Source organism: Microcoleus sp. EPA2 (genome assembly GCA_020882975.1).
In the GTDB taxonomy this organism is placed as follows: Bacteria; Cyanobacteriota; Cyanobacteriia; order Cyanobacteriales; family Microcoleaceae; genus Microcoleus.
This window is the reverse complement of the sequence record JAHRFD010000017.1, coordinates 1-19267: the sequence shown is the minus strand read 5'-3', so window position 1 is coordinate 19267 and position 19267 is coordinate 1. Positions and strand designations below refer to the sequence as shown.

At 42.6% G+C, this 19267-nt stretch carries 15 protein-coding genes; 8 read left to right on the top strand and 7 right to left on the bottom strand.

Translation table 11 applies throughout. From position 1 onward, the window contains the following. Positions 1–132: 132 nt before the first annotated feature. Complete coding sequence (locus AAFP14_RS15985) at positions 133–336, bottom strand: DUF751 family protein (protein ID WP_340523995.1); 204 nt, start codon at positions 334–336, stop codon at positions 133–135. Positions 337–371: 35 nt separating this feature from the next. Then, positions 372–554, bottom strand: coding sequence for a hypothetical protein (locus AAFP14_RS15980; RefSeq protein WP_341733237.1), 183 nt, complete (start codon positions 552–554; stop codon positions 372–374). Between the two features lie 75 nt (positions 555–629). Between AAFP14_RS15980 and AAFP14_RS15975 the strand changes: the two genes are divergently transcribed. After that, positions 630–1505 carry a DNA adenine methylase gene (locus tag AAFP14_RS15975; protein WP_341733236.1) on the top strand — a complete coding sequence of 292 codons (876 nt, stop codon included), beginning with the start codon at positions 630–632 and terminating at the stop codon, positions 1503–1505. A gap of 120 nt (positions 1506–1625) precedes the next feature. Here AAFP14_RS15975 and AAFP14_RS15970 read toward each other — a convergent pair whose 3' ends face one another. Both AAFP14_RS15970 and AAFP14_RS15965 read right to left on the bottom strand, forming a co-directional pair. Beyond that, positions 1626–2108: a PD-(D/E)XK nuclease superfamily protein gene (locus tag AAFP14_RS15970; protein WP_341733235.1), complete on the bottom strand. Its 483-nt coding sequence runs from the start codon at positions 2106–2108 to the stop codon at positions 1626–1628. 27 nt (positions 2109–2135) lie between these two features. Next, a complete protein-coding gene (locus tag AAFP14_RS15965) occupies positions 2136–3071 on the bottom strand; it encodes a metallophosphoesterase (RefSeq protein WP_341733234.1) in 936 nt (311 codons plus the stop codon). Between the two features lie 292 nt (positions 3072–3363). Between AAFP14_RS15965 and AAFP14_RS15960 the strand changes: the two genes are divergently transcribed. Further along, positions 3364–4242, top strand: coding sequence for a hypothetical protein (locus AAFP14_RS15960; RefSeq protein WP_341733233.1), 879 nt, complete (start codon positions 3364–3366; stop codon positions 4240–4242). Between the two features lie 219 nt (positions 4243–4461). Here AAFP14_RS15960 and mrdA read toward each other — a convergent pair whose 3' ends face one another. Next, positions 4462–6276, bottom strand: a complete 1815-nt coding sequence (gene mrdA / locus AAFP14_RS15955) for a penicillin-binding protein 2 (RefSeq protein WP_341733232.1) — start codon at positions 6274–6276, stop codon at positions 4462–4464. 223 nt (positions 6277–6499) lie between these two features. Between mrdA and AAFP14_RS15950 the strand changes: the two genes are divergently transcribed. Then, the gene (locus AAFP14_RS15950; protein ID WP_341733231.1) at positions 6500–6859 is read left to right on the top strand and encodes a phage holin family protein; all 360 of its coding nucleotides are present in this window, start codon (positions 6500–6502) and stop codon (positions 6857–6859) included. Between the two features lie 125 nt (positions 6860–6984). Here the strand turns inward: AAFP14_RS15950 and AAFP14_RS15945 are convergent, their stop codons facing one another. Together AAFP14_RS15945 and AAFP14_RS15940 are read right to left on the bottom strand one after the other, a co-directional pair. Continuing rightward, positions 6985–7659 (bottom strand): N-acetylmannosamine-6-phosphate 2-epimerase, encoded by a 675-nt coding sequence (locus AAFP14_RS15945; protein WP_341733230.1) that lies wholly within the window; start codon positions 7657–7659, stop codon positions 6985–6987. Positions 7660–7947: 288 nt separating this feature from the next. Further along, on the bottom strand, positions 7948–10497 hold the full coding sequence (locus tag AAFP14_RS15940) for a hybrid sensor histidine kinase/response regulator (RefSeq protein ID WP_341733229.1): 2550 nt from the start codon (positions 10495–10497) through the stop codon (positions 7948–7950). A 254-nt stretch (positions 10498–10751) separates the two neighbouring features. Between AAFP14_RS15940 and AAFP14_RS15935 the strand changes: the two genes are divergently transcribed. From AAFP14_RS15935 to AAFP14_RS15915, 5 genes are all read left to right on the top strand, one after another. Beyond that, positions 10752–12032 (top strand): CBS domain-containing protein, encoded by a 1281-nt coding sequence (locus AAFP14_RS15935; protein WP_341733228.1) that lies wholly within the window; start codon positions 10752–10754, stop codon positions 12030–12032. A gap of 163 nt (positions 12033–12195) precedes the next feature. Next, positions 12196–14118, top strand: a complete 1923-nt coding sequence (locus AAFP14_RS15930) for a response regulator (protein ID WP_341733227.1) — start codon at positions 12196–12198, stop codon at positions 14116–14118. Between the two features lie 388 nt (positions 14119–14506). Further along, the gene (locus AAFP14_RS15925) at positions 14507–17926 is read left to right on the top strand and encodes a PAS domain S-box protein (RefSeq protein WP_341733226.1); all 3420 of its coding nucleotides are present in this window, start codon (positions 14507–14509) and stop codon (positions 17924–17926) included. Between the two features lie 35 nt (positions 17927–17961). After that, positions 17962–18336 (top strand): response regulator, encoded by a 375-nt coding sequence (locus AAFP14_RS15920; RefSeq protein ID WP_341733225.1) that lies wholly within the window; start codon positions 17962–17964, stop codon positions 18334–18336. 258 nt (positions 18337–18594) lie between these two features. Beyond that, a complete protein-coding gene (locus AAFP14_RS15915; RefSeq protein WP_341733224.1) occupies positions 18595–18954 on the top strand; it encodes a hypothetical protein in 360 nt (119 codons plus the stop codon). Positions 18955–19267: the final 313 nt, after the last annotated feature.

Here is a 19267-nt window from a genome sequence, read left to right as displayed (position 1 = left end):
AGTTCGAGAGTTGGTGTTTTAACTCAAAACTCGAAATTCCTAATTTTCGTTTCTAATCTGTAGAGTTTGCATGACTGGTTGGGTTTTTCTGGTTTATATGGTTTCTATGGCTATTGACTCTTGAGCTTGCATTTAAACCGGACTCAAACCTAACATAGCGCGCAGTGTAAAAGTTAAAAAGACGAAAGTTGCTACGATCAAACTAACCAGGGCGATGGCGGTAGCTGGTCGATCGAGTAGAGGTTTGAGTCGCTCGAACAGGAAAAAAAAGATTCCCAGACAGACAGTAATCAAAAAACGGGGATAACGGGAGACGTTATTAATGAAATCTTGCATGAGCTTGGTGGGGTAAAGTGTGCCAGTGTCATTTTTCACTGGTAACACTTGTGAACGAGTGAGACAATTTTGGCACAGCCGGAGCTAAATGGGTCGATCGGGCGATCGGGACTGCATTGGGCTCGATCGGGCATTTGGGCGATCCAGACTGACAAATATAATTCTAGCGACAAATTTTCAATTGTCGCCACTGGATTGTCCAGTGAGTGCGGGGACATCAACTGCGATCGCAAATTCAGATTCTATTCAGTTCTAGTTGTGATAAATATGATAAGGCTGCTATTTCTACATAAATGTCTGCTGTCGCACCTTCTCAAATATTGCCACGTCCATTTCTGAAATGGGCTGGAGGTAAAAGTAAGTTGATTGAACAATATCAACCTTATTTCCCTCAAAATTTCACAACTTACTACGAACCTTTTTTGGGCGGTGGTGCTGTTTTTTTTCACTTAAAGCAGCAGCAACCTGGTTTGGCTGCTATTTTGACAGATATCAACCCAGAATTGATTAATGCCTATTGCTGCGTCAGGGATCGGGTGGAGGAGTTAATTCAAATGCTAGAGGATCATCAGTTAGAACACAGCCGGCACAATCAAGGGTACTATTATTGGGTGCGATCGCAATCCTATAAAACAGATACAGAGAAAGCAGCACGGCTGATTTATCTAAATAAAACTTGTTACAACGGCCTCTACAGAGAAAATTCCAAAGGTGAATTTAATGTTCCCATAGGCAGATACAAAAAACCTAACATTTGTCAAGCAGATTTATTGCGAGCCGTATCCTCTGCCCTTGCTTCCGTTCAAATTGAAGTTAGGCAATTCGATCGAGTCAAGGAGTTTGTCACAAGCAGTGAAGACTTTGTTTATTTCGACCCACCTTATCATCCTATCAGTGCCACCAGTAACTTCACAGCATACAACCGCAATGATTTCAAAGAAGCCGAACAACAGCAACTGAGAGACGTTTTTGCAGAACTCGCAGAACGGGGGGTGAAAGTGATGCTCTCTAACTCTCATTGTGATTTTATCAAGAAAATTTACACAGACTCTCAAGCTTTTAAAACTGCTAGGATGCCACAATTAATTGAAATTTCAGCAGCTAGGGGAATCAATTCCAATAGTTGTAAGCGTGGCAAAGTCAAGGAATTATTAATCCGTTCATTTTAAAGACTTAAGCCAACATCCCAAAAACAGAATAGCCAGATACAATAAAAAACACAAGACTAAAAGCCAATCATTCTGGAATAATAATTGGCTCTCAAATAATCAAGTTTGAGATTAGTTATCTTAGAGATGTTTATTAGCCCAAGTGATAAACCCTTCCAGCTTGTAAACTCCCAATAGATTTGGATTATCAGCAATTTGTTTTTTGAACCACTCGATCGATCCTTGCCTCATGCCATCACCACCAACTATCACAATAGTTGGCACCTGATAGCAATTTTTAATATTTAAATTAAGGTAAGGATACTTTTCGTCAACAGAACCTTTATCTTCCTGCCACTTACACTCAACTATTAAACCCTGAGAAATTGCCCCAGAACCAACAATATAAAAATCGACATTTATTTCAGTTTCATAAATGCTAGACCCGATATATACCTGTTTGGCATACCGCTTAGGAAATTCTGTAGAAACTAACAGCCAATCCCGCTTGCGCTTTTTCGGTAAATGAGGGCAAATTTCGAGATAGCCGTGAGCTTGTAAAGTGCCTGCAACAGTTGTTTCTAAAACAAAACCTGTTTGATTAGCCCGACAACCCCTATTCATCTTATTTGCTCCTGAATATGCTGTGAATTAAGCCGATCGCACTTCAATCACTCCCCGATCGAAAACCCGCTTATCAGTACCGATCGCGCTCACAAACATTCGGTCTTCATAAACATCAAATGTAGCAAAACTCAACCGACTAGCAGCATACTCCGTCCATTCAGAACGCCCCACCGGACGAGTACCAGCACCAGCACCACAAATTAAATAAGTCGTACCATTAATCGAACGAGTCCGTTCATAACTATGCTCATGTCCGTTAATATAAAGCTGCACGCCGTACTTTTGAAACATCGGTGTCAAAGTCCGAATAAAAGGTTGATTCAATCCGTACACGCCAGAGGAATAAACCTGGTGGTGTCCGAAAACAACTTTCCAAGGTGCAGTGCTCTGGCTCAACTCTTTTTCCAGCCAAACTAACTGATTTTTCCAGTCCGCATTATGATTAGTATCTAGGGCAAAAAACTGGACTGATTCGCGCCGAAAAGTGTAGTAGCGACCAGCCATATTAAAGCCGGGGTATTTAACTTGCAAGTCGCCGTTATCAGTACGGATATCGTGATTTCCCAGACAAGCATAAAACTTGACACCCTGCTGTAATAAGGGCTGATAGGGTCGTTCAAAAACAGCATTAATTTTTTCAAATTCGCCGTTATTATAGATATTGTCACCGGCGAGAATAGCCAAATTAAAAGAGTTTTGCCCGTGATATTGCGCCATCGCCTCAGCCACAGCATATTGTCCCTCGGCACCGGTACCCGTGTCTGCGATCGAAATAAAGCGTAAAATAGGTGGTGTAGTGGGTAAAGGAGCGATCGCCCTTTCTCCCTCAACAGCAGAAAATACAGCGGCATTGGCATCTGTGGCCCAAGAAGTCTGAAGCTGAAACATTTTCCAGATTCCAGACAAACCTAAGCTGCTGAGACTGCCTAAAATCAGAAAGTAACGACGTTTGATGCTCATATTGATTCAGTGACAACTAAATAAAATGATAAATTAAGATTGAGATCTAGCAACAACCAAGACAGTTAGGACGTTCTTAGTCGCTGCAACTCTTGCTGTGATTGCATTTTCCTTCTTCCTTCTTCCTTCCTCCAAGGGCGGTAGGGGGGTGAATTATTCCTGATTCCTTCTTTCTGAATTTCCCCCCTTGGGGGGGGCAGGGGGGGGGTGAATTATTCCTGATTCCTTGTGCTATAACTCAACTAAAATTAATCGGATTTAAGTATATTGGCAAGGCCCAAAGGCAGAAAAAATGTCAGCAGAACAACCAAACCAGCCAACTCCAGAATCCTTTGAACCTCCTAAAATGGAGATTGACTCAGCCTCAAACTCTGCAACTCCTGAAAGTATGGCAGCAGAAATTAACAAGATTCCCACACCAAAAGTTGCTGTAAAATCTGATAGTAAGTCTGTAGCAACCCGCACTCAAGGTAGTTTTTTAGAGAAAGTCGGTTTACTTTGGCAAAGTATTGTGAAGCTAGTGCGATCGCTATTACCCGCATCCCTCAGCCAGAAGTTATCCGATCCAATTTTGAATGCAGCGATAGCAGCAATTCTGATCGTCACAGTCGGTTTAACTCTGAATATTTTTTCGGCAAAACCAGCGGAGAAAATAGCCAATGCGCCTATCGCCAAAGTGATAGAATCCCCCGCAAATTTTTCCGATTTTGTCGCACCGGAAACGCCACAACAGCCACAACCTATCGCCAACTTGCCAGAAGCGATGACATCAGAACAAGCCAAATCTGAATTCAAAAGCAACTTACCGGATTTAGTGGCACCGACAGCACCGAAAGCGGTAGAAATGATCCCGCCACCACCACTGACACCGGAACAGTCTCTGATTGCTGGGATTCAAAATAAAGTTGATGAAATTACCGCTCGAATTGGTGGCGGTTTAGTTAAGTCATTTGAAGCTAATTTTTCCAGCAGTCGGTTGACAGTAAAAGTAGCTGAAGATTGGTATGGGCTGAGCGAAACCGAACAAAATCAGATAGTAAATCAAATGTTTAAAGAAGCTAATTTACTAGATTTTAGTAATTTAGAAGTTCAGAATATGGAAGGAAAACTAATAGCTAGAAGTCCTGTTATTGGTTCAGAAATGATTATTCTCGATAGAATAGGAAGTTAGTTATTGGTCATTTGTTGTTGGTTATTTGTTATTGGTTATTGGCGGTTCCCTGGCCTTCGACGCTCCGCTCAGGAACCGCAAAATCGAAGGCTTGTTGGTTCTTAGTTGTTGGTTATTGGAACTAACAACTAACAAATAACCCATAACAAATAACCAATAACCCTTCGACGCTTTGCTGGCTGGCGACGCCAATAACCCATAACAACTTAGTCATGACTATTAAGGCTTCTTAATAGTCGGTTTAAAACCTTGCTTTTGGAAATAAGTTCGGAATACCTCGTGAGCAATTGGGGCGGCTGACACAGCACCATATCCACCGCCTTCAACTATAACTGCGATCGCAATTTCCGGTTTGTCAGCAGGAGCATAACCCACATACATAGAATTGTCAGGATGACCGGGCATTTCCACCGTCCCTGTTTTGCCAGCACTCAAAGGAATAGTACCATCATTCAACCCCTTACCAGTACCTTTTAATACCACATCAGTCAATCCCTGGCGAATCACATTCAAAGTACCCGGCTTAATACCTGTTTGAACTTTTTTAGTAATTGGAGTATTAGTTTGAGAAGCCAGCAAATGTGGCTGCACTCGCCAACCACCATTGGCAATAGTTGACACCATCACAGCCAATTCTAAGGGAGTGCAAAGTACCAAACCTTGACCGATCGCCATTGTTACCGTATCGCCCACATACCAATCTTCTCCATACATTTTCTTTTTTTCTGCTGGGATCGGAACTTGACCGTGATTGGCGGCCTCTAACCCCAAAAGTTCTAAGTTAATAGTACCGCCAATTCCCATTCTCTTAGCCCATTTAGACATTTCTTCCGGTCCGGCGGCCATTCCTAATTGATAGAAAAATGTATTGCTGCTGTAGGCTAAAGCATCGCGGAAACCGATCGCACCGTAACCAGCACCGTGTTCGTTAAACGAAATTCCGCCAATGGTAATTGAAGAAGAACTAACCAAAGTCGAGTCAGGAGAAAATTTGCCCGACTCCATCCCGGCTACAGAAGTCACAATTTTAAAAGTGCTACCGACTGGATAACCTTGAACAGCTCGATTTAAAAATGGTTTATCAGGTCCTTGCAGTCGGTCCCATTCTTTTTGACTTACCTTACGGGTGAAAATATTGGGGTCAAATGTCGGCCAACTACCCATTGTTAACAAGGCTCCGGTTTTAACATCGATCGCCACCACAGCACCGAGACGATTTCCCAAAGCTTTTTCCGCAGTTTTCTGCATATCTAAATCTAAGGTTAGTTGTATAGGCTTGCCGGGAATCGGAGATTTTACACCTAAATCTTGGATTTCTTCACCCTTAGCATTTACCTCAATCAAACGGCTTCCCCACACACCCTCTAAAGTGGGATTAACTAATTTTTCCACTCCCATTTTACCGACGATCATGCCCATCGGATATTCAGGATTAGCTTTTAATTCATCTAAAGTAGCTTCGCCGACGTATCCCAAAAGATGCGATGCTAATTCCTTATTGGGATAGTCGCGGCTAGATTCTGTACGAATTTCTACCCCCCGCAAAGTATTGGCTTGTTCTCCCAAAGCGACGAAGGTGGCAACATCTATATTCTTACTAATTGGGACTGGTAGGGCAGATTTGTAGCCTGCTTTTTCGATTTTTTTGAGGATTTCATCCACAGGGATGTTGACTATGGGGCTGAGTGTAGTGGCTGCTTCTTGCCACTGCTGGGGCGATCGCTCTTTTGGCCACAAATATACCGATCGAGATACGCGATTGGCAGAAAAAATTTGCCCGCTACGATCTAAAATCTGACCGCGCACTGCCGGTACAGAAACTGGCCTAATCCGGTTGTTTTCGGCCCGTTGTCGATTATAAGCTCCCTGAACCAGTTGCAGTTCAGCTAGCCGAAACAGGGGCAATGTGATTAAGGTAGTCACCAGGAGCATAAAAACCATGACTTGGAGCGATCGACTGCGACGCTGTGCAGGATGATCCAAGGTATTTTTGTCTAATTTGACTTGAGATTTAAAAGAAAAGTCACTAGCCATATAACTGAATCTACTCTTTTTTTTCAACTAACAGGTTGCAGCGGTTCCCATCCGGGAAAATTTGCCGATCGCCTAGAAGTTTTTTTTCTCAGAGTAAATCAAACCCAGATTCTGCCGATAGGTAGAGGAATTAGGGAGATTGTTTGATTAAGCTAAGTTTAAAGGTCTTGAATATTCAAATATCAATTTTTTTGACAATACAACTGTGAAGGAGCTATGGGCTATGGAACCGATCGATTTGTTGATTGCTTGGCTGGTGACGGGTAGTAGCTTGCTGCTAATTTCTCAATTGCCGATCGGCGTTGAAATTGACAGCACACCGAAAGCAGTATTTGCAGCGGCGGTGTTGGGGATTTTGAATGTTTTAATTTTGCCGATTTTAAAAGCCGTTTTTTTCGTGCCGAACCTGCTGACTCTGGGCTTACTTTCGGGCCTATTTGCGTTTGTAATGAACGTGATTATTTTTGCCACTGCTGCTAAATTGGTTGAGGGATTTAGCTTGCGGAGAGGGATGTTGAGTGCGGTATTAGGAGCCCTCGCCTTGGCTGTAGTGAGCAGCTTCATTAATGGCGTACTAATTTAGCCGCATTCCCCGATGCACCATCGACTTAGGTAGGGGCAAGGAGGGTGGGATTGCCTCCGCTAATTGATGAGCCCCTACCAAATAATCTAGATAATTAATCCCCAGCAATAAACAATTAATAATAACTAACGAATAGCCAATTTATAGGCAGCAACTTTATTGTCAATCCCAGTAATATCTGTACCGACAACCACAGCTTTAGCCCCTATGTCTAAGGCTTTTTTTGCCATTTCTGGGCTGGAAATACCACCTTCGCAGATAACTGGAAGGTTGATTTCTTTGATAATTTCAGCCAGCAATTCAAAGCCTGGTGGGCGGAGATTTTTGGTCTCGAAAGTGTAACCAAAAAGAGTAGTTGCTACTGTATCAGCACCTGCTTGGGCCGCCGCGATCGCCGCTTCTATGGTATCTACATCTGCCATGACTAATTTGCCTAATTCACTGTGAATACGGGCAATGAATGTCTTTAAATCTTCTTCTCCTAGGGGACGGTTTCTGAGAGTAGCGTCAATAGCAATGATATCAGATCCAGCATCGGCGATCGCCCGCGCGTCTTCAAATCGAGGAGTAATGTAAATCTCGCATCCGGGTAATTGCTGCTTCCAAATCCCGATGATGGGGGCAGATATTTGTTGTCGCACTGCTGCAATGTGGCTGGGAGTATCAATGCGCACCCCTGCCGCCCCTTGATTGATAGCCGATCGAGCCATCGCAGCAATCACGATGGGATCGTACAGGGGTGAGTCAGTAGGTGCTTGACAAGAGACAATTAATCCTGTAGGGATTTGACAATTAATCATAAACAAGGAGGAATTGGTAATGGGGAATGGGGAATTGGTAATGGGGAATGGGGAATGGGGAATTGGTAATGGGGAATTGGGAATTGGGAATTAATACATCACTGCTTTTGGGCTAATTTTTTATACAATATTTTCAATATCAGCATATATCAAGTTACCCATAACGTAGATATTTTACAACAAATATATTAAAGTTAATAACTTTTGATTGCCTCTCTGAGAATCTGCCTGTATCACCAATTCCCAATTCCCCACCACCCTTGAGGGGGTTGCCCCATACCGCATCGCCTAGGCCCCATTACCATTAGCCATTAAACCAACAACTTTCTCCAGCAATTGCTGTGGTTTAATCGGTTTTACCAAACAATCATTAGCTCCCGAAGTTACCAAATACATCTCACTAGCTGGAATTTCTTCAGCAGTTAAAGCGAGAATTTTCATATTTTCAGTAACTGGTTTTTGGCGCAATTCTTGGATAATTTCTCCCCCATTCATACCGGGCAAACGCATATCGATAATCACCGCATTTGGTTGCAAGAGTTCGATTTGTTCTACCGCCCCGGAACCTTCAATCATCCACACCACCTGAAGTCCCGCTGCTGTCAATATATCGCAAATTTCCATCGCAGTTTCTTCCTCTTCTTCTATCAGTACCAGACTACCTCGCAAGGAGGAAGAATGTAGGGATAAAGATGAATTTAATTTTTCATGTTTTAATTTAGAGTATTCTTCTTTAGTGAGATTCTGAATGGGTATGAACACTGTAAAAGTAGATCCCACATTTACGGTGGATTCAACTTCGATCGCACCGCCGTGGAGTTCTACTAACTGTTTAGTTAATGCTAATCCCAAACCAGTACCCCCGTATTCGCGACGGTAGGGGGAATCTAATTGCTGAAATTTTTGAAACAAAAGAGAACGCTGATCTTCGCGAATTCCAATACCCGTATCTTTGATTTGAAAAACCGCGATTCTGCCTGGGGAGATAGTACCGGGAAGCTGGACTATCGGTGTGCGTTTGTTATCTTCTGTTACCCAAAATCGCAGGATAACTCGCCCCCCTGGTGGAGTAAATTTTATCGCATTTCCTAAAAGATTAAATAGAATTTGTCTCAAGCGGCGTGGGTCAGCGTTGAAGAGGTCCCATTCTTGATTAATCCGCTGTTCTTGCACCAGTTCTACCCCTTTAGCCACAGCTTTTTCCTTGAGAGCGTGCAGACTTTGAGATGCTAATTTAGAAAGAGAAAATTCGCTAATTTTTAAGACTGCTTTTCCCGCTTCTACTTGTGACAAATCCAAAATATCGTTAATTAATTCTAATAAGTGATCGCCGCTGTCGCGGATAGTTTTTAGGTACTGTCGCTGTTTGGCGATCGGCACTTCTTTACTACCCACTTTGCCATAGGACCAGCGCAGCAGCGTGTCGGAAATGCCGATGACACAGGTGAGGGGAGTCCGCAATTCGTGACTCATAGCTGCTAAAAATTCGCTCTTGGCGAGGCTGGCTGACTGGGCGGCGGCGAGGGCGTCGCGAAGTTCTGTGGTGCGTTCAATTACCCGCTGTTCTAAGGTGCGCTTTTGCTGCTGCACTTCCGCATAGAGTTCGGCTTGATAAATGGCGATCGCCAAATGTTCTGCTATTTGCTGCAAAAAGATTTTTTTACTTTCTTCCCAGTCGCGACAAGTAGAATGGTGGGCAATTAGCAGTCCCCACAATTCATCTTGAACCACGATGGGCACTAGCAATTTAGCCCGCACCTTTGCTTGTCGCATCAAATTTAAAAAACATGGCTGGGAAGCATAGGTTTTTTCCACATCTTTAAGTGCAAATGTTAAACCTTTGCGATATTTTTCTTGGTCAATAATTCCCTGGGGTAAGCAATCAGCATCTTCGCAAAAATTTAAAACAGAGGAAATAGTATTATTTGCTAAAGATTCGTAGGTTACGCGACCTAAATACTTGCATTTTTTTTGCTCCTCTTTTCTGGTTACAGGATGATTAAATCCCATCAAATTTTCTCTATCTAAGTCACATTCTTCCGTTTTTGGTGATTTTTCTAATTGATAAATTATCAGGCGGTCTACTTCCAAAAAATCTCGCACTTGTTCCACTGCTTTTGACAAAATTGCTGGCAATTCTAAACTCTGACGAATCTGAGTTGTTACCTGATTTAAAAGTCGCTCCTGTGCGAGTTGCTGCTGCAAAGCATCTTCCACAGGTTGACAAAATGCCACACAAGAGTTAGGGAGACTAACTTGGCCAACCATATCTAAATTGTGGATTTTTAGGGTTTCTTCCTTTCGCATTTGTTCCGATAAATTGCTCTCGATTATCCCTGGGTCAAGAGCCAAATAATCATTGTCGAGCCAAGAGTTTTGGGCAATAATTTCTAGCAGCTCGAAGGTGAATTCACTTTGAAGTTCCGGTGAATTTTGCTTGATATTTTTGAGTCTTTGTTTGAGGGCGATCGGGTCTAGGATGAGTGAAGCATCTGGCGTGGTTTTGGAGAGTTTTTCGGCTAGGGGATAGAGAAAATTTGCGATCGCCTCCGGCTCGAAAGTTAACTCCACATTCCATAGAATATCGAGCTTATTTGCACTTTCTTGATGCTGGTTTGTACCTAAATTATTTTGCCTTCCACGCACCAAGGCGTTAAACCGATCCGACAACACGGCGGCAAACCTTTCGGAGGGAATTTCTGCCTCATTCTCAAAGGACAGGAAATTTTGCTCTCCCAGCCAAATTGCCCCTGGAAGTTGAACCATTTGCTGTAACAACTGGTACACAACCTCCAAGGTTGTTCGTGGTAAAGTAAGATTTAAGGTTTTTGGTTTCAATCTAGGTATTTTCCCGGTTGCTTTAAATAATCAAACATGAAAAACTGTGTTTTGGAGATGTAACCTCAGTTGCAGCAGCCACTACCACTTCCAAAAACTTCAGACGCAAGTAGTAGTCAGGGAATTTTAGGCTTGAGCTTCAAAATTTTCCTCAAGATAAAAAGCTTATCTGGTGGGGAAGGATAAACAATCTTATTTTAGTATAATGTAAATATATAAGTTGTTAACTTCTACTTATTGACACTACAGGGTAAATGAGCAATCTAAGTCACCTCACCCCCGATTCCACAATCGGACATCTGCCGTCTCACCAGTTCCAGGTGAGTTCTACAACTCTGGGACAAGTCGTGGCTCAAAAGTTTGGGCAAGAACCGGAACTGCCGGGAGTTATTATTACTCATAACTCTCAGGTATTGGGCATGATTTCTCGTGTCAAGTTTCAAGAGCAAATGAATATTCCCGATCGCGTAACACTGTATGGCGAGCGCCCGATTAGATTCCTGTTAGATTTTTTGAGAATTCCGCCTTTGTTGCTGTCGGAAAAGTGGAAAATAGACGATGCAGTACAAGCAGTTCTTAATAGACAAAAAGACCTGGTATACGAACCCATTATTGTGGAAATGGAAAACCGCAATCTCCGCATTCTGGATGTCCATACTTTGCTAATGGCTCAGTCTAATCTTTTAACACAAGCTAACAAAACAATTCAAAAATATCGCTTAGAAAGACAAAAATATGTCGCCAAAATTCAACAAGAACAGGCAAAAGTTCAAGAATACAGTAAACTGTTAGAATCCAGGCAGCGTCAAGCAGAAAAATCTCATCATCTTCCCACCCCCCAGCAAGCTGCACTGGTCAAACAAGCTCAAGAAATTTCTCAACAAAATCAGCAATTTTTGAAGATTGCCAAGTTGATTTCGGCAGAAGGTCGTGTGGCATTTCAGGCTACCTTTCAGGGCGCTAATGCTATTTGCAACAATACAGATAAAATTTTAGGGGTTGGTAAAGCAATAGCTAATGATTTGGAAACGGTTAATCGCACTTCTAGAACTATTGGGGAAGCGATCGAACAAGTGAGGCATTTAGCAGTACAGGTTGCCGTAGTCACAAATCAAATGGGAAATCAACCTAATGGTTTGAGTCAAGTGAGTATGGAGATTGCGAGACTTGCCAGTAAAACTTTTGAATTGGGGACGCAAATGGAGCAAATAGGAAGCAGATTTAAACTGCGCGTTCAAGCACTAACAGAGGCGGCCAGAGCTGGTGCTAATGTAGCTAAATCAGTTACCGAAAAAATTGAGCGTGCGGAAATGGCTCTGTTAGAACTGGAGGAATTCATATCAGAAAAAAATGAAAATTCTGAATCTAAAAATAAAATACCTTTGCATGAAAATGAAACATCTACTTCTCTAATTCAAGAAATACAGCAGGCAGAAGTAGCAGTTTCTCAGTTAGAACACATTGTTAAGCAGCAAGACTCATCGCAATATCTGATTCAAAAGATTCAACAAGCACTGAAACACAAAAAGCCCTGACAGCGAGCTAAATATTTTAGCCTGATTGGATGATATTTACCTGTTATTTGATGTGAATGTAAGAATTTAATATCAGATTTTTCCACAAAAGAGAAGGTATTTAAATAGCGAAAAATAATCTCATCAAAAACACAAACCTACCCTGATTGAGAAGTTTAAATTTATGAAAATTCTAATAGTAGACGATGACAAAATAACTGTCAATTTACTGACACGCTCCCTGGAGGCTCACAATTATACTTGCAACACCGCAGCAGACGGCGAAACAGCCTTGCAGTTGGCGCAAATCTACGATTACGACCTAATTCTGTTAGATGTAATGATTCCGAAACTCGATGGAATTAGTGTGTGTCGAGAATTACGATCCTGTGGCTACCAAATCCCGATTTTATTGCTGACAGCTTTAGACAGTAGTCGGGATCGAGTCCAAGGTTTAGAAGCTGGTGCAGATGATTATGTAGTCAAACCCTTCAATGTACCGGAATTGCTAGCTCGAATTCGGGCTCTTTTGCGTCGCGGAAAAGCCAACTTGTTGAGTCAAAATTTGACTTGGGAAAAATTGCAAGTTAATCTGGATACTGCGGAAGTAACTTATGGAGAAAAAGTGCTACACTTGACTCCAAAAGAGTACAATTTACTCGAACTTTTTCTCAGAAATCCGCGGCGCATATTCAGCCGCAGTGCCATACTCGATCGCATTTGGTGCCCTGGAGAGTTTCCCCAAGAAGAAGCTGTTACCGCTCACATCAAGGGCTTGCGACAAAAGTTGAAAGCAGCCGGGATGATGGTGGATTTAGTGGAAACAGTGTACGGGTTGGGCTACCGCCTCAAAAGTCTCCCGGAGAATGTCGATTTCCCAAAAGTAGATTCACAAATCACAGAAAATCCCAAAAGTCAAGCAGTTTTATCTGGCCCAGCCACCACGCCCATCGATGAAGTTAACATCAACTCCCATCAAGCAAAAGTCTGGGCTGTGATTGCAGAAATTAGGGCAAATTTCCAAGCAAATTTTACAGAAAAAATGGAGATATTTGAGCAGGTAATCGCGAATTTAAATGCCGGAACTTTGGACAACGAAATACGACAACAAGCTCAGTCTCAAGCACATAAATTAGTTGGTTCTTTAGGGACTTTAGGGATGCCAAAAGGTTCGGAAATAGCGCGCAAACTCGAAGATTTATTTAAGACGGAAAACATCTTTCAACCAGGGGCTAAACAGCAGATAGATACCTTAGTTAATTTGCTACAACGTATCTTCGATTTGCCAGCAACAGCACCTGAGAATGCTCCTGTCGATCGGGTTTCGAGCTATCGTCAATTGCTGATCGTGGATGATGATACTTCCCAGAGCGATCGCCTCAAAATAGAAGCATCAGCTTGGGAATTTGACATAGAAGTAGCACTTTCTGGGGAAGCAGCCAAAATGGCGATCGCCAATCAGCCACCAGACGCGATTTTGGTGGATTTAAACTTTTCCAGAAGCCAGGAAAACGGACGTCCTCTCCTAGCCGAACTCCTCCGTCACAAACCAGAAATTCCCGTAGTTGTTTTTAGCGACTACAACCAATTGAGCGATCGGGTAGAAGTCGCTCGTTTGGGAGCTGCGGGCTTTTTACACAAATCGATGCCTCCAGCAGATATACTCAAAGCAGTCGATCGGATTCTTGACCAGACTACCCCAGCAGAAGCTAAGGTGATGGTTGTAGATGACGACATACATCTACTAGCAGCCATCAAAATTATTCTCCAACCTTGGGGATTCCAACTAACCACGTTAGACGAACCGAAAGATTTCTGGGAGGTACTAGAGACGACTTGTCCCGATTTGCTAATTTTAGATGTAGAGATGCCCGGTTACAACGGTATCGAACTGTGTTTGGCAGTACGCAACGACTTGCGCTGGAGCAAACTCCCCGTGCTATTTTTAACCGCTCATTCGGAGTCAGAAATAGTCAGCCAAATGTTTGTCGCAGGTGCTGACGATTACGTGAACAAGCCAATCGTAGAACCAGAATTAATTGCTCGTATTCTCAATCGTCTAGAGCGGATTCAACTCAGATACAAGCTGGCCCTCACCCAACGTTAACCATCGCTAACTAGGTGAAAATATAGCCTTCCTCAGTAATATGAGGTACGCCGGGCCCCTCCGTAATAGGCATCGCCATGCCCTTCGGCTACGCGGTTCCTGAGCCTAGCCGAAGGGCAGGGAACCGCGAAGTCGAAAGGTAATAAGTAAAAGGTAATTCAAGGATGGGTAATTTGAGAGCTAGGGTAGATCTAAGTTTGGCAAATATATTCCTACGATGCTCTAGCATGACCGCTGTAAATCTCTGGCGATCGCGAATAAATTGTCTGCGGTCATGCTAGAGCCATTACAAAATCGGGATGATCCCGATAGCTACTTAGCTACCGACGATTATTTATGACCCATTACCGATTGCCGATTACCCATTACCCATTACCCATATAAAACAATGATACTTCCCCCAGACCTAGGTATTTATAATATCGAATACCCACCAATTCACAGCCCTGGCTACATTCAATCTCATGGCATTCTTTTTGTATTAGAAGAACCCCTTTTGAAAATAGTACAAGTTAGCAATAATATAGGGGAATTCCTGAATTTAGACCCCCATGCAATCCTAGGTAAATATCTTGATGAATTTGTAGTAAATCAAAAAAAAGATTCTCTGATCGCCGTTTTTTCCGAAAAATCAAACACGACAGTTAATATTACTTTACACCTCAAATATCTCACCACGAAACAAGTATTTAATGGTAAATATTACCGCACCAATAATTGTTTAGTTGTTGAGTTGGAACCTAGATTGTCCACGGAGTATAAAAACTTTTTTAACTTTTTTACTTTAATTAAAAAAACCTTAACCAAAATTCAGAATGCACGAGATATAAAAAATTTATATCAGACAGTTGTCCAAGAAACAAGAAAAATTATCGGATTTGACCGAGTAATAATCTATCAGTTTGATACGGTAGATGCTGGGGAAGTTGTGGCCGAAGACAAACTAGACAGTTTGCACCCTTTATTGGGATTGTACTATCCAGATACGGATATTCCTCAGCTAGCAAGACACCTCGCCACCCATAATTTAATTCGGTTTATTCCTGATATCTACTCTCAACCTGTAGAAATAATTCCTGCCGATAATCCCTTGAATCATCAGCCCCTAGATTTGAGTTTGAGTAGTTTACGAAGCGTGTCGCCTTGCCACATTGAATATCTCAAAAATATGGGTGTTGCTGCTAGCTTGACGATGAGTATAATCAAAGATAAAAAGCTGTGGGGATTAATCGCTTGTCACCACCGAGAACCCAAATATGTCAGCTATGAAGTACGCAATGCTTGCGAACAGCTTGCCAAAATTATTGCCTTAGAACTCAGCGTAAAAAAAGATAGTGAAGACCGGGAATATGAAGCCTATTTAAAATCAATTTTTGCAGAATTTACAGAAGATATTTCTCACGAAAATCGTTTTGCTGAAGGTTTACTCCAACATAAAGAACGGTTGCTAGAATTAGTTGGTGCTAGCGGTGCTGTTGTATGTGCCAAGGAAAATTTAACACCCATCGGCCAAACCCCGAAATTGCCAGATATTCAAGAGTTAATTGCTTGGGTAGAAACTAAATTAAATAATGATATTTTTTATACAAATTCCTTGCCAAAAACCTATCCCAAATCAGAAAAATTTAAAGAACTTGCTAGTGGTTTGTTGGTGATGGCGATATCTCAGATGCAAAAGCATTATATTTTGTGGTTTCGTCCTGAAGTAATTCAAAATGTCAACTGGGCGGGGAAACTGAACTCAACGCTAGAATCGGAGTCTGCTACTAGCAGTTTGTCTCCGCGCAATTCCTTTGAATTGTGGCAACAAACTGTGAGGTTAAAATCTTTACCTTGGAAGCAGTGCGAAATTGCGATCGCCCAAGAATTGAGAGTGACTCTTGTCGGAATAGAGTTGCGGAGAATAAATCAGCAATTAACCCTAGCTTTGTCGGCTACGAAGATGGGTTTTTGGGACTGGGATTTGGAGAAGAATCATATTACTTTGTCTAGGGAACACGAACAGTTGTTTGGATTAGCACCCGGAACTTTTGATGGCAGTTGCAAAAATTGGGCAGAGTGCATTCACCCCGAAGATATAGTATATGTCAGAAATAATATAGCTGTGGCACGAACCGATCGCCAAGACTATGTTCAAGAATACCGGGTGCTTTGGTCCGATGGTAGCATTCACTGGATTGAGGCCAGGGGCAAATTTTTTTACAATGAAGAAGGCGAAGCGGTGCGGATGGTGGGGACAGTCATAGAAATTAGCGATCGCAAAGCCAAAGAATTACAATTGCGCCTACTAGAATCCGTTGTCACCACCACTAATGATGCTGTTTTAATTACCGAAGCTGAACCCATTGAAGAACCAGGCCCGCGGATTCTTTATGTTAATCCAGCCTTTACACGGATGAGTGGATATACTTTAGAAGAAGTCTTCGGTAAAAGTCCGCGTGTTTTGCAAGGAGAAAAAACCGATCGGGCAACTCTAGATCGCATTCGGACAGCTTTGAGCAATTGGCAACCAGTGCGGGTAGACTTAATCAACTATCACAAAGATGGCACAGAATTTTGGGTAGAATTGAGTATTGTTCCCATTGCTGACGAAACTGGTTGGTTTACCCATTGGGTGGCTGTCCAGCGCGATATTAGCGGACGAAAAGAAGCAGAAAACGCCCTCCAACAACTCAACGAAGAGTTAGAAATACGAGTTTGGGAACGAACTTTAGAACTCGAAAAATCTCAAGCAGACGTCCGGCAAAGTGAAGCTTTATTTCGCTCTCTCAGCGAGAGTTCTCCCGTAGGCATTTTTAAAATTGATGCTGAAGGGAAATTTATCTATGTTAATCCCCGCTGTCAATCAATTTTTGGTTTCACCTTGGCAGAAGCTTTAGGGGACGGCTGGATGAAGTGTGTACACCCAGAAGACATCAAGCGCATTCTATCATTGTGGTCGGCGGCGCAATCTCTCGATCGCGAATTTGTCTGCCAGTTCCGTCACATCCGCCCCGATGGCACAATCCGCTTTTGTCGAGTTAAAACAGCCCCTATTATTTCCGAGGAAGGTCAACTAATTGGTTACGTCGGCACTGCCATAGATATTACCGAAAGTCAGGAAATTGACAAAATGAAAAATGAGTTTATTTCCATCGTCAGCCACGAACTCCGAACCCCTCTTACCTCCATTCGTGGCTCCTTGGGTTTGCTAGCGGCTGGAGTCCTAAAAAATCAGCCGGAAACGGCCCAACAGATGTTAGAAATTGCGAAAAATGATACCGAGCGCTTAGTGCGTTTAGTAAATGATATTCTCGACTTAGAAAGGCTCGATTCCAGTCAAGTTACCCTAGATAAGCAGTGGTATGATGCTGCTGATTTGATACAGGAGTCTGTGAAAAGTGTACAAGCTTTAGCTGATGAAAGTAACATTAATTTGTCGATTTTATCGAGTTCAGCGCAAGTTTTGGTCCAACGAGATAGGATCGTTCAGATGCTGGTAAATTTACTTAGCAATGCAATTAAATTTTCACCAGCACTGAGTACCGTAACTCTTAGCGTTGAAGATTTGGGCGATCGGGTTTTATTTGAAGTCAAAGATTTAGGGCGGGGTATTCCTGCTGATAAGTTAGAGAACATCTTTGGGCGGTTTCAACAGGTGGATGCTTCTGACTCTCGCCAAAAAGGAGGCACTGGTTTGGGTTTGGCTATCTGTCGCAGCATCGTGCAACAGCATGGTGGCAGAATTTGGGCTGAAAGTGTAGTGGGAGAAGGAAGCAGTTTCTATTTCACACTCCCTGCACCCTCCTTTGAACGCGGGCGAGAATAAAAATCTGGTATATTTAATATTTTGAGTCTTAATTTATGTCAGCAAAGCAGATTCTAGTTATTGATGATGAAAAAAATCTCTGTAGCGTCATTCAGGCCTGCTTAGAACATTTAGGCGGTTGGGCGGTGCTGATTGCCCGCAATGGCAAAGAAGGATTGCTTGTGGCCGAAACTCAACTCCCTGACGCTATTTTACTCGATGTGATGATGCCGGATATGGACGGACTGACTTTGTTTAGTTTGTTGCAAAATAATGCCGCTACTCGGATGATTCCGGTAATTTTCCTAACTGCAAAGGTACAGGCTCTCGATTTGAGCGAATTTGCTGACTTGGGGGTAGCCGGAGTGATTGCTAAGCCTTTTGACCCTTTGAAATTAGCACAACAAGTGGCGGAAATTCTGCGGTGGTAAGTATTTGGCTGGAAATCCCGAATCATGGCACCACCAAAATGATTTTCTTCATAATTTCCTCACATTCCTCAGATAATGTTTAATCCAAGGTCTTCCATGGAATATCGATCGCAGTTACAAACCTACTTATAAGACTCAGCGATTGCTAATAGCTACTACATAAATTTTTGTAAACTCCTAGAGGACTCAGAAATAACAGGGATATTTAAGCTTAATTTTGGCTGCATAGTAGTTAATCAGTGTTTAGGAACTGGGAAAATGAATAAAACTCTTGTCAATCTTACCTTAGCCGTAGTCACAGAGGAAGTGGAAAATATCTTGGATTCTTATCCCCGATATCCCTACCAAGAAGCTTTTGCACCTTCTGGCTTGAGACAGGATTTAATTGCTTATGTACTCAGTCGCGTTCCCAATACCTATACTGCGCTCCCATCCTCAGATGTGATGTCAGATAAAACCGTCCAGGTGCGGTGTTCTTCCGAACAGTTGATCCATATAGAAAACTTAATTCACACAGGGATTAGTGATGTCCTCCACAGCTATCATAAAATAGACCACCGCCTTCCTAGTCAAAGTTGGAATTTGGGCGTGGGCGCGAGAATGGCTAACAGATGTTGAGCAGTCTCCTTCAGCTAGGGGAGACAGGAAACAGGGAGCGAACACAGAGAGAGAATTGTTCGCTTTCTTATACAAAAAAATTCGCTAACACTAAATTCGGTTTATTATCCCCTTTATTTCTTAACCCGCCCCGGCGGGTTTTGTTTGTCGAGGAGCGGTTTCAACCGCCCAATCCTAGAGGGGATAAGATATAGCAACCGCCAAGGCGGTTAGGACGCAAGATGTAAGACAACCTCGATCGCATCTCGCAAAGAATCAAACTGATTCTTGAGTTTACGAATTCGACTTTTCAGCCAAGACCAGCATTGTTCAA

Bases quoted from the DNA above. Each gene is read 5' to 3' on its own strand.
- AAFP14_RS15945 (WP_341733230.1), bottom strand. From the start codon at position 7,659: ATGATTAATTGTCAAATCCCTACAGGATTAATTGTCTCTTGTCAAGCA.
- AAFP14_RS15950 (WP_341733231.1), top strand. From the start codon at position 6,500: ATGGAACCGATCGATTTGTTGATTGCTTGGCTGGTGACGGGTAGTAGC.
- AAFP14_RS15920 (WP_341733225.1), top strand. From the start codon at position 17,962: ATGTCAGCAAAGCAGATTCTAGTTATTGATGATGAAAAAAATCTCTGT.
- AAFP14_RS15975 (WP_341733236.1), top strand. From the start codon at position 630: ATGTCTGCTGTCGCACCTTCTCAAATATTGCCACGTCCATTTCTGAAA.
- AAFP14_RS15925 (WP_341733226.1), top strand. From the start codon at position 14,507: ATGATACTTCCCCCAGACCTAGGTATTTATAATATCGAATACCCACCA.
- AAFP14_RS15960 (WP_341733233.1), top strand. From the start codon at position 3,364: ATGTCAGCAGAACAACCAAACCAGCCAACTCCAGAATCCTTTGAACCT.
- AAFP14_RS15915 (WP_341733224.1), top strand. From the start codon at position 18,595: ATGAATAAAACTCTTGTCAATCTTACCTTAGCCGTAGTCACAGAGGAA.
- AAFP14_RS15980 (WP_341733237.1), bottom strand. From the start codon at position 554: ATGTCCCCGCACTCACTGGACAATCCAGTGGCGACAATTGAAAATTTG.
- AAFP14_RS15935 (WP_341733228.1), top strand. From the start codon at position 10,752: ATGAGCAATCTAAGTCACCTCACCCCCGATTCCACAATCGGACATCTG.
- AAFP14_RS15970 (WP_341733235.1), bottom strand. From the start codon at position 2,108: ATGAATAGGGGTTGTCGGGCTAATCAAACAGGTTTTGTTTTAGAAACA.
- AAFP14_RS15985 (WP_340523995.1), bottom strand. From the start codon at position 336: ATGCAAGATTTCATTAATAACGTCTCCCGTTATCCCCGTTTTTTGATT.
- AAFP14_RS15965 (WP_341733234.1), bottom strand. From the start codon at position 3,071: ATGAGCATCAAACGTCGTTACTTTCTGATTTTAGGCAGTCTCAGCAGC.
- AAFP14_RS15930 (WP_341733227.1), top strand. From the start codon at position 12,196: ATGAAAATTCTAATAGTAGACGATGACAAAATAACTGTCAATTTACTG.
- mrdA (WP_341733232.1), bottom strand. From the start codon at position 6,276: ATGGCTAGTGACTTTTCTTTTAAATCTCAAGTCAAATTAGACAAAAAT.